The sequence below is a fragment of the Pseudomonas sp. genome (genome assembly GCF_037994325.1).
GTDB lineage: Bacteria > Pseudomonadota > Gammaproteobacteria > Pseudomonadales > Pseudomonadaceae > Aquipseudomonas.
In genome coordinates this window covers 1-10,365 of record NZ_JBBNAH010000318.1, presented here as the reverse complement: position 1 = coordinate 10,365, position 10,365 = coordinate 1, and the positions used below count along the sequence as shown (strand labels likewise).

Below are 10,365 nucleotides of genomic sequence, written 5' to 3'. Positions count from 1 at the left end.
GCATAGGGGAATGGCACATCGGTTATCCATGGTGCGTAGGCGGCTGGCGGAGTGTCTTCGGCGATCACCAGCAACACGGCGGGGGCGCCATCGGCCAGCAACATCTGCGCTTCCAGTACGGCGTGTTCCAAGCCATCGCCTTCGCCGGCCAGGGCGGTCATCTCGCTATTATCGCCGCGCATGATCGACCACTGGCCAATGATGGCGTTGTGTACCGAGAGGCTGAATTGGGTGGGCGACAGCGCTTCTTTAGCGCTGACGTCGCTCAGCAGGGCAAAGGTACGCGGGGTTTCGCCGTGGCGTGACATAAACACCAGCGGCAGCGGCGCGCCATGGGCGTCGGCCAGCGGCCAGGCAACGCTGAACGCCATGCGCGCGAGCGGGCTCAAGCGGCGGCGTTGCATAGCAGGGAGAAAATTGACGTCGGGCTGAATATCACTGGCCACAGGCAGCCCTGACTGCTGGCCCCATGCCTGCCAGTCGGCCAACTGTTCCAGGCCGGGAGCCCAGGCGCGCCATTGGTCAATAGTGAAAAACATCAGCTAGCTCTTGCGTCCATGTCAACGAGGGCGACTGCGTCCGCCGGCGGTTTCCTGGTCGTCGGCCATGCTGCGTTGAAACGCCCCTTCACATGCTCACGTACTTAAGTACGCTGCGCTGTTCAGGAACATTTCGCCTTGCCTGGCTCTAGCCCAGAAAACCTTCAACCGTGGATCCATCCGACAGCAACAGCTGTCTTCGCCGTTGGAGTAACTCACAACCGCATAGCGCCATAGCAAAGTGCCGGCATTATCCCGACGTGGCGGGGCTCAGGCAAACATTGGTTACAGATGCGGATCGCGGGCGCTATTTTGCCCATGTTCGGCACAAATATCCGCGCCGCTGGTCACTGTTCAACACTGCACCTCGCTCTGGCCCTGTGCTTTGCATAGAATCCCGGCTATTCGAGGCTCAGGACGAGGTGGGAATATGCGACGTGTAGTGTTCAACCAGAAAGGCGGTGTGGGGAAATCCAGCATTGCCTGCAACCTGGCGGCGGTCAGTGCTCAACAGGGCTACCGCACCTTGCTGATTGACCTGGACTCCCAGGCCAATTCCACGCAGTACCTGACCGGCCTGACCGGCGAAGATATCCCGATGGGGATAGCCGACTTCTTCAAGCAGACCCTCTCCACCGGGCCCTTCGCTAAGAAAGGTCAGGTCGACATCTACGAAACGCCCTTCGATAACCTCCATGTGGTAACCGCCACTCGCGAACTGGCCGACCTGCAGCCCAAGCTTGAGGCGAAGCACAAGATCAACAAGCTGAAAAAGCTGTTGGATGATTTGGCTGAAGACTACGACCGTATTTACCTGGATACACCGCCGGCATTGAACTTCTATACCGTTTCGGCGTTGATCGCAGCGGATCGCGTGTTAATTCCGTTTGATTGCGACAGTTTCTCGCGGCAGGCGCTGTATGGGCTGCTGAGTGAGATTGAGGAACTAAAGGAAGACCACAACGAGGGGCTGGAGGTTGAGGGCATTGTGGTTAACCAGTTCCAGGCGCGCGCCAGCTTGCCGCAGCAGTTGCTGGATGAGTTGATTGCCGAGGGGTTGCCGGTATTGCCGGTGTATTTGACCAGTTCGGTGAAGATGCGCGAGTCGCATCAGGCGTCGATTCCGCTGATTTTTCTGGAACCGCGGCATAAGTTGACGCTGCAGTTTGTGGAGTTGCATGACTTGTTGGAGAAGGGCGCCTGAGTTTTTTTGGGGGGCGTTTGCAGGTATTTCGCGCTGTTCTATTTAGTGTGTGCCGGTCCGCGTACGGTGATTGCGGTGGTCTTCATTACCGCATGGGTTGTTAGATCCGTTTCGCGCCTTACGCGCGACCTACTTTTGGCATTGCCGGATTGCCGGACCACCCAAAAGTAGGCAAAAGGTCTAGCTCCTACCTTGGCCCGTCGCTGCGCTGCGGGTTCCCTCCCTGCGATGAATGGGGCGGGCAGATCAAAAGCCAGATCAAGATCAAAGGCCCCTCACCCCAGCCCTCTCCAGCAAGCGGGAGAGGGAGCAGATCGCGTGGACTGGTAGCCATACGTCACCCCTCGCCTGCTTGTGGGCGCCCGGCTAGGGGAGAGGGGCCGGGGGTGAGGGGCCCTTTGATTGATACCCCCGTCCCTTTAGCGCAGGCCGTGCGTAGTCGCTGTGAGGGGATGGAGCGGCAGGCATGGCCCCGCACGCGAAAAAGCGGGCAATCCAAAAATAAACCACTGTTCGATAATCGAACACAAGGTCGATTATCGGATTGTCCCTCCCCATCCTGGGGCGTACTGTTTTCCCACCCGGCGTCACCCCTCTTTCCCTGACGCCTCGGATAACAAGACGAGAACGATCATGGCTGAACTCCTGTCTCTGCGCGAAGCGGTTGAGCGCTTTGTCCACGATGGCGATACCGTCGCCCTCGAAGGTTTTACCCACCTTATTCCGACTGCCGCGTCCCACGAATTGATTCGCCAGGGCAAGAAAGACCTGACCCTGGTGCGCATGACCCCCGACCTGGTTTATGACTTGCTGATCGGCGCCGGTTGCGCCAAGCGCTTGGTATTTTCCTGGGGCGGTAACCCCGGTGTCGGTTCGCTCCATCGCCTGCGGGATGCCGTCGAAAAAGACTGGCCCCACGCGCTGGAGATTGAAGAGCACAGCCACGCTGACCTCGCCAACTCTTATGTAGCTGGCGCCTCGGGCCTGCCATTTGCGGTGTTGCGCGCGTATGCCGGTTCTGACCTGCCCAAGGTCAACCCGCTGATTAGAACTGTGACCTGCCCGTTCACTGGTGAAGTGTTAGCGGCGGTGCCGTCAGTGCGCCCTGATGTAACCGTGATCCACGCGCAGAAGGCCGACCGTAAGGGCAATGTGTTGCTCTGGGGCATTCTCGGCGTGCAGAAGGAAGCAGCCTTGGCGGCCAAGCGTTGCATCGTCACCGTGGAAGAAATCGTCGACGACCTTAATGCACCGATGAATGCCTGTGTGTTGCCAACCTGGGCGCTGACCGCTGTGTGCCATGTTCCAGGTGGCGCACACCCGTCTTACGCTCACGGTTATTACGAGCGCGATAACCGCTTTTACCAGGCGTGGGATCCCATCGCCCGTGACCGGGAAACCTTCACCGCGTGGATTAACGAATACATCCGGGGCACCGAAGACTTCGCCGCCTTCCAGCATAAAATCGCCGCCAACGGGGAGGCCAAGTAATGAGCGACTACAGCACCAATGAAATGATGACCGTCGCCGCCGCCCGCCGCCTGAAAAACGGTTCGGTGTGTTTTGTCGGTATCGGCCTGCCTTCCAAGGCCGCCAACCTGGCGCGCCTGACGTCTTCGCCCGATGTGGTGTTGATTTATGAGTCCGGTCCCATCGGCGCCAAACCGACCGTATTGCCGCTGTCGATTGGTGACGGCGAGCTGGCGGAAACCGCCGACACCGTGGTGCCGACCGGTGAGATTTTCCGCTATTGGCTGCAAGGTGGGCGCATTGATGTCGGCTTTCTCGGCGCCGCCCAGGTGGATAAGTTCGGCAATATCAACACCACCGTCATTGGTGACTACCACAAGCCGAAAGTGCGCCTGCCCGGTGCCGGTGGCGCGCCGGAAATCGCCGGTTCGGCCAAGTCGGTGCTGATTATCCTCAAACAATCGCACCGCACCTTTGTCGATAAATTGGCCTTTATTACCTCGGTGGGGTTTGGCGAAGGCGGCGATCACCGTCAGCGTCTCGGCCTGCCAGGCAAGGGCCCGGTCGGCATCATTACCGACCTGTGCATCATGGAGCCGGAAGCTGGCAGCAACGAATTTATCGTCACCTCGCTGCACCCCGGTGTCACCCGCGAGCAAGTGGTGGAAGCCACCGGTTGGCCGATTCGTTTTGCCGACAACGTCAGCGTTACCCAAGCCCCGCAAGCCCATGAACTGGAAGCCCTGCGCGCCCTTGAAGCCCGCACGGCTGCTGCCCACGGTCAGGCTGGGGGTGAGGAATGAGCCGCGAGGTTTTTATTTGTGATGCCGTACGTACGCCGATTGGCCGCTTGAATGGCGGCTTGGCTGCGGTGCGTGCCGATGACCTGGCGGCGATTCCTTTACGGGCCTTGGTCGAACGCAATCTGCAGGTGGATTGGAGCGCCCTGGACGAAGTGTTTATGGGCTGCGCCAACCAGTCCGGCGAAGACAACCGCAACGTCGCGCGTATGGCGGTGTTGCTTGCCGGGCTGCCCGACAGCGTGCCGGGCGTGACCCTCAATCGCCTCTGCGCCTCGGGCATGGAGGCGGTGGGTGCGGCCTTTCGCGCCATCGCCAGCGGTGAGATGGAATTGGCTATCGCGGCGGGCGTTGAGTCGATGACCCGCGCGCCCTATGTGATGGGCAAGGCCGACAGCGCCTTTGGCCGGGGGCAGAAATTGGAAGACACCACCCTGGGTTGGCGTTTTGTTAACCCGGCGATGAAAGAGCAATACGGCGTCGACCCGATGCCTGTTACAGGCGATAACGTGGCTGAGGATTATCACGTCAGCCGTGCCGATCAGGACGCTTTTGCCCTGCGCAGCCAGCAACGTGCTGCCGCCGCGCAGGAAGCCGGCTTCTTTGCCGAGGAAATCGTTCCGGTGGTGATTAAAGGCAAGAAGGGCGACACCACCTTTAGCGTCGACGAGCACCCGCGTGGCGACACCAACGCGGAAGGTTTGGCCAAGCTCAAGCCGGTGAATGGCGCGGATAAAACCGTCACCGCCGGCAACGCCTCGGGCCTTAACGATGGCGCTTCGGCGATGATTTTGGCCTCGGCTGCTGCGGTGAAGAAATTCGGCCTGACCCCGCGGGCAAAAGTGCTCGGTATGGCCAGTGGCGGCGTGGCACCGCGGGTGATGGGTATTGGCCCGATTCCGGCAGTGCGTAAGTTGCTGGAACGCTTAAACCTGAGCATTGATGCCTTCGACGTGATCGAGTTGAACGAGGCGTTTGCCGCGCAAGGCTTGGCGGTCATGCGCGACTTGGGCTTGGCGGACGACAGCGCCAAGGTAAACCCCAATGGCGGGGCGATTGCTCTGGGTCACCCACTGGGCATGAGCGGCAATCGCCTGGTGCTAACGGCGGTGCATCAGTTGCAGAAGTCGGGCGGCAAGCTCGGCTTGGCGACCATGTGTGTCGGCGTAGGCCAAGGCCTGGCATTGGCTATCGAGGCTGTGTAATGCGCCGTAGGGCGTGCTGTGTGCACCCTGGGCGAGCGCGTTGCATCTGGTGCGCGCAGCACACCCTACGGTTTCGGTGTGAACATTCGCACGTGTATCGCTGCTTTGGTTTGAACGGGGTTGCCATTGCTGGGTCTAGACTCTGCAAACCCTTAGATGAGTAACAAAATATGACCACCACGCATTACACCGGCGAAGAGCGTCGTAAACGGATCTTCGCGATTGTGGGTGCCTCTTCAGGCAACCTGGTGGAATGGTTCGACTTCTATGTCTATGCCTTCTGCGCCATCTATTTTGCTCCGGCATTCTTCCCCTCCGACGACCCCACGGTGCAGCTGCTGAACACCGCAGGCGTGTTCGCCGCCGGCTTCTTGATGCGCCCCATTGGTGGCTGGCTATTTGGCCGGGTCGCGGATAAACACGGGCGGAAAAATTCGATGATGATTTCGGTGCTGATGATGTGCGCCGGCTCGTTGGTAATCGCCTTTCTGCCCACCTACGAGAGCATCGGCTTCTGGGCGCCGCTGTTGTTGTTGGCGGCACGTTTGTTCCAAGGCTTGTCGGTAGGTGGTGAATACGGCACCACGGCCACCTATATGAGTGAAGTGGCGTTGCGCGGCCAGCGCGGCTTCTTTGCTTCGTTTCAGTACGTAACCTTGATCGGTGGGCAACTGCTGGCGGTGTCGCTGGTGGTCGTTCTGCAGCAGCTGCTGAGCGAAGAAGAGCTGCGTGCCTGGGGCTGGCGTATTCCGTTTGTGGTCGGTGCCGTGGCGGCCGTTATCTCCCTGTTGCTACGTCGCAGTCTGGAAGAAACCACTACCGCCGAGCAGCGTGCCGACAAGGACGCCGGTAGCATCGCCGCGCTGTTTAAACACCACAAAGCCGCGTTTATCACCGTGCTCGGTTACACCGCCGGCGGCTCGCTGATTTTCTATACCTTTACCACCTATATGCAGAAGTACCTGGTGAACACCGCCGGCATGCACGCGAAAACCGCGAGCTACATCATGACCGGCGCGCTGTTCCTGTATATGTGCATGCAGCCGGTGTTTGGCATGCTCTCGGACAAGATCGGCCGACGTAATTCCATGCTCTGGTTTGGCGCCTTGGGTACCCTATTTACCGTGCCGATTCTACTGACGCTGAAAACCGTCAGCAGTCCGTTCCTGGCCTTTGTGCTGATTACCTTGGCCCTGGCAATCGTGAGTTTCTACACCTCCATCAGCGGCCTGGTGAAGGCGGAAATGTTTCCCCCGCAGGTGCGTGCCTTGGGTGTCGGCCTGGCTTACGCAGTGGCCAACGCCCTGTTCGGTGGCTCCGCTGAATACGTGGCGCTGGGGCTGAAAAGCATCGGCATGGAAAACACCTTTTACTGGTACGTAACGGCGATGATGGCGGTGGCGTTTCTGTTTAGCCTGCGCTTGCCCAAAGAGGGCGCTTACCTGCACCACGATCACTGAGATCGGTTTGCGCGCGCCTCTGTGGCGCGCGCTATTAAGGACGATGTATGAGCAACCGCTTGTTTGATACCTACTTCACCCAACCGGCCATGCGCGCGATCTTTTCCGATCACGGACGCCTGCAGGGCATGCTCGATTTCGAGGCGGCATTGGCCCGCGCGCAAGCCAGTACCGGGCTGATTCCGGCCGAGGTGGTGGCGCCCATTCAAGGCGCCTGCCAGGCCGATTTGTTTGATGTCGATAGTCTGGCCACGGCCATTGCCACGGCCGGCAATTCGGCGATTCCCTTGGTTAAAGCCCTGGGCAAACAGATCGCCGGCGTTAGCCAGGAGGCCGAGCGTTATGTGCACCTGGGCGCCACCAGCCAAGACGTGATGGACAGCGGTTTGGTGTTGCAACTGCGCAGCGCCATCAGCCTGTTGGAGACGGACCTGGCCAGACTGGCCAATGCCCTGGCCAGCCAAGCCAGCCTGCATTGCGCCACGCCCATGGCCGGCCGGACCTGGCTGCAACATGCCACGCCGGTAACCCTGGGCATGAAAATCGCCAGCAGCCTGGGCGCCATTACCCGTCACCGCCAACGCTTGGCTGAACTCAAGCCGCGTTTGCTGGTGCTGCAATTTGGCGGCGCCTCCGGCAGCCTGGCGGCGTTGGGGGATAACGCCATGCCAGTGGCCAATGCCTTGGCCGAGCAACTGCAGCTGCAACTGCCCGAACAACCCTGGCACACCCAGCGCGACCGCTTGGTGGAGTTCGCCAGTGTGTTGGGGTTAGTTGCTGGCACCCTGGGCAAGTTGGGCCGCGATTTAAGCCTGCTAATGCAGACCGAAGCGGGCGAAGTGTTCGAGCCCTCGGCGCCGGGCAAAGGCGGCTCGTCGACCATGCCGCACAAACGTAATCCGGTGAGCTGCGCGGTGCTGATCGGCGCTGCTACCCGCGCGCCGGGGCTGGTTGCCACAATGTTTGCCGCCATGCCCCAGGAGCACGAACGCAGCCTGGGCCTGTGGCACGCCGAATGGGAAACCTTGCCGGAACTGTGCTGCCTGGTTTCCGGTGCATTGCAGCAAGCGCTGGTGGTGGTGCCCGCTCTGGAAGTGGACGCCGAGCGCATGCGCGGCAACCTCGAGCTGACCAGAGGCCTGGTGCTGGCCGAAGCCGTCAGCATCACCCTGGCCCAACGCATCGGCCGCGATGCTGCGCATCACCTGCTTGAGCAATGCTGCCGCTTGGCGGTGGAGCAGGGCGTGCACTTGCGTCAGGTGCTCGGGGAAAACGCCGAGGTCTGCGCCCAGCTCAGCAGCGACGAACTCGACCACTTGCTCGACCCCGCCCATTACCTCGGCCAGGCGCGTTTGTGGGTGCAGCGCGCGATTGCCGAGCATCAGTCTTTAAGTGTTTAGGAGCCCGTTATGCCCGCCGTACAACTCGCCGATGGCGAACTGAATTACCTCTGGGAAGGCGACAAAAGCCTGCCGGTGCTGGTGCTGTCCAACTCGCTGGGCACCGACCTGCATATGTGGGACGCGCAGATCGCTGCCTTTACCCAGCACTTCCAAGTGCTGCGTTACGACACCCGTGGCCATGGTCATTCGCTGGTGACCGCGGGCACGTACAGCATCGAGCAGAACGGCAGCGATGTGCTGGCGTTGCTGGATGCTTTGCAAATCGAGCAGGTGTATTTCTGCGGGCTGTCGATGGGCGGGCTGATTGGTCAGTGGCTGGCGATCCATGCACCCGAGCGCCTTAAGCGCGTGGTGCTGTGCAACACCGCGGCGAAAATCGGTAATCCGGATGTGTGGAACCCGCGTATCGAGATGGTCTTGCGTGATGGCCCAGCGGCCATGCTGGCGCTGCGCAATGCTTCGATTGCCCGCTGGTTTACCCCTGAGTTTGCCGCCGCAGAAACTGCCAAAGTTGAGGCGGTGGTCGGCATGCTCGCCGCTACCTCGCCGCAAGGCTACGCGGCTAACTGCGCCGCCGTGCGCGATGCCGATTTTCGCGAACAGATCAGCGCGATTGAGCTGCCGCTATTGATGGTGTGCGGCACTGAAGATGCCGTGACCACGCCCGCCGACGGGCGCTTTATTGTTGAGCGAGTGAAGGGCGCACAACTGGTGGAGTTTCACGCCGCGCATCTTTCCAACGTTGAAGCCGGCGATGCCTTTAGCGCTGCTGTGCTCGACTTTCTCACCCACTGAATTGGTGCCGCCACGATGGACGAAAAACAACGTTACGACGCCGGTATGGAAGTTCGCCGCGCGGTGCTCGGTGATGCCCATGTCGACCGCAGCCTGAAAAACCTCACACCGTTTAACCAAGAGTTTCAGGAAATGATCACCCGCCATGCCTGGGGTGATATCTGGACCCGGCCAGGTTTACCGCGCCATACCCGCAGCCTGGTGACCATCGCCATGCTGATTGGTATGAACCGCGAAGGGGAATTGAAGCTGCACCTCAAGGCCGCCAAGAACAACGGCGTAACCCGTGAAGAAATCAAAGAAGTGCTGATGCAGAGCGCGATTTATTGCGGCATTCCGGCGGCCAATGCGACCTTTCATTTGGCTGAAGAGGTGTGGGATGAGATGGGCGTAGAGTCGCTTTCGTGATTCTTGCCGGTCTCCGGGTCGTCGGCCATGCTGCGTTGCGTCCTCGCTTTTAATGCTCACGTACTGCAGTACGCTGCGCTTAAAAGCTGCGGGGCGCCTGATTCGCTGGCGCTCACCCTTCGGGCCAGCCTACGGCTGTTACTCCCGCTGGTCGTTGGTCCTGGCCTTAGCCCCGGAAACCTCGAACTTTATAACGGCAACTATCTAAAAACCGCTCTTCAGCCCTCTCACCTAGCCTGCCGCCCTCGCGGGTAGAGAGGCCGCAGGAGACGATAGTCCTCAGTCCCAAACCGGCGCAAAGTCGGGATTCACAATGCGTACATCCTTGCGCAATGCGGCAATCGCGGCGCGGTCTTCGTCGTCGAGTTTTACCTTTAGCGCGTCCAGGTTGGACTGCTGGTTAACCGCGCTATTGGACTTGGGAATAGCCGCCACGCCGTCCTGTTCCAATACCCAACCCAATGCCACTTGGCTGGGCAACACGCCGTGCTTTTTGGCGATGCGTTGCACCGTCTCGGTTTCGGCGCCTTGGCCGCGCGCCAAGGGCGTATAGGCAGTCAGCACCATGCCGCGCTGGCGGGTGAAATCCAGCAGCGCTTGCTGGCCCAAGAGCACGTGATATTCCACCTGCAACACTGACAAGGGCGCTCCCATCTCCACCACGGCGCGGGTCAGTTGCGCCACGTTAAAGTTGGCCACGCCAATCTGCCGCGCCTTGCCTTCTTCACGCAGCGCCACCAGGGTTTCGATGCTACGTTCCAGGCTCCAGCCTTGGGCGGTATTGCCGGGCCAGTGGATCAGAAACAAGTCCAGGCAGTCATCGCCCAGTGCTTTGCGGCTGGCGTCCAGCGACTGGCGCATGGCCTGTGGTTCGAGCTTGTCCCACCAGACTTTGGTGGTGACGTGCAGCTGTTCACGGGGGATATCCGTTTGCGCCAGGGCTTTGCCGACGGCGGCTTCATTGTCGTAGGCGGTGGCGGTGTCGAGGTGGCGATAGCCCAACTCCAGCGCCTGCAGGGCAATGCGCGTGCAGTCCTCGCCCAGCATGCGCCAAGTGCCCAGGCCGAGCTTGGGCAAGTGC

The 10,365-nt window shown here is 60.5% G+C and carries 10 protein-coding genes; 8 read left to right on the top strand and 2 right to left on the bottom strand.

Annotation, left to right across the window (positions count from 1 at the left end):
- The coding region (locus tag AAAB16_RS10820; RefSeq protein ID WP_340663317.1) for a beta-ketoacyl synthase chain length factor at positions 1-539 on the bottom strand (539 nt) is incomplete at its 3' end.
- A gap of 430 nt (positions 540-969) precedes the next feature.
- On the opposite strand from AAAB16_RS10820, the gene AAAB16_RS10815 reads away from it, so the two are divergent.
- The 8 genes from AAAB16_RS10815 to pcaC all read left to right on the top strand — a co-directional run bounded on the left by AAAB16_RS10815 (position 970) and on the right by pcaC (position 9,284).
- Positions 970-1,743: a ParA family protein gene (locus AAAB16_RS10815; protein WP_340663316.1), complete on the top strand. Its 774-nt coding sequence runs from the start codon at positions 970-972 to the stop codon at positions 1,741-1,743.
- A 633-nt stretch (positions 1,744-2,376) separates the two neighbouring features.
- A complete protein-coding gene (locus AAAB16_RS10810) occupies positions 2,377-3,234 on the top strand; it encodes a CoA transferase subunit A (protein ID WP_340663315.1) in 858 nt (285 codons plus the stop codon).
- The gene (locus AAAB16_RS10805) at positions 3,234-4,016 is read left to right on the top strand and encodes a CoA-transferase subunit beta (RefSeq protein WP_110618873.1); all 783 of its coding nucleotides are present in this window, start codon (positions 3,234-3,236) and stop codon (positions 4,014-4,016) included. Before AAAB16_RS10810 ends, AAAB16_RS10805 begins: the two co-directional genes overlap by 1 nt.
- The gene (gene pcaF / locus AAAB16_RS10800) at positions 4,013-5,218 is read left to right on the top strand and encodes a 3-oxoadipyl-CoA thiolase (protein WP_340663314.1); all 1,206 of its coding nucleotides are present in this window, start codon (positions 4,013-4,015) and stop codon (positions 5,216-5,218) included. The genes AAAB16_RS10805 and pcaF overlap by 4 nt, the downstream gene beginning before the upstream one ends.
- A 170-nt stretch (positions 5,219-5,388) precedes the next feature.
- Positions 5,389-6,678, top strand: coding sequence for an MFS family transporter (locus AAAB16_RS10795; protein WP_110618877.1), 1,290 nt, complete (start codon positions 5,389-5,391; stop codon positions 6,676-6,678).
- 47 nt (positions 6,679-6,725) lie between these two features.
- Positions 6,726-8,078, top strand: a complete 1,353-nt coding sequence (locus AAAB16_RS10790) for a 3-carboxy-cis,cis-muconate cycloisomerase (RefSeq protein ID WP_340663313.1) — start codon at positions 6,726-6,728, stop codon at positions 8,076-8,078.
- 9 nt (positions 8,079-8,087) lie between these two features.
- On the top strand, positions 8,088-8,876 hold the full coding sequence (gene pcaD / locus AAAB16_RS10785; RefSeq protein WP_340663312.1) for a 3-oxoadipate enol-lactonase: 789 nt from the start codon (positions 8,088-8,090) through the stop codon (positions 8,874-8,876).
- Between the two features lie 15 nt (positions 8,877-8,891).
- Entirely contained in the window at positions 8,892-9,284 is a 393-nt protein-coding gene (pcaC, locus tag AAAB16_RS10780) for a 4-carboxymuconolactone decarboxylase (RefSeq protein WP_340663311.1), read from the top strand.
- A 279-nt stretch (positions 9,285-9,563) separates the two neighbouring features.
- On the opposite strand, the gene AAAB16_RS10775 is transcribed toward pcaC, so the two are convergent.
- Positions 9,564-10,361 (bottom strand): aldo/keto reductase, encoded by a 798-nt coding sequence (locus AAAB16_RS10775; RefSeq protein ID WP_340663318.1) that lies wholly within the window; start codon positions 10,359-10,361, stop codon positions 9,564-9,566.
- Between the last annotated feature and the right edge of the window lie 4 nt (positions 10,362-10,365).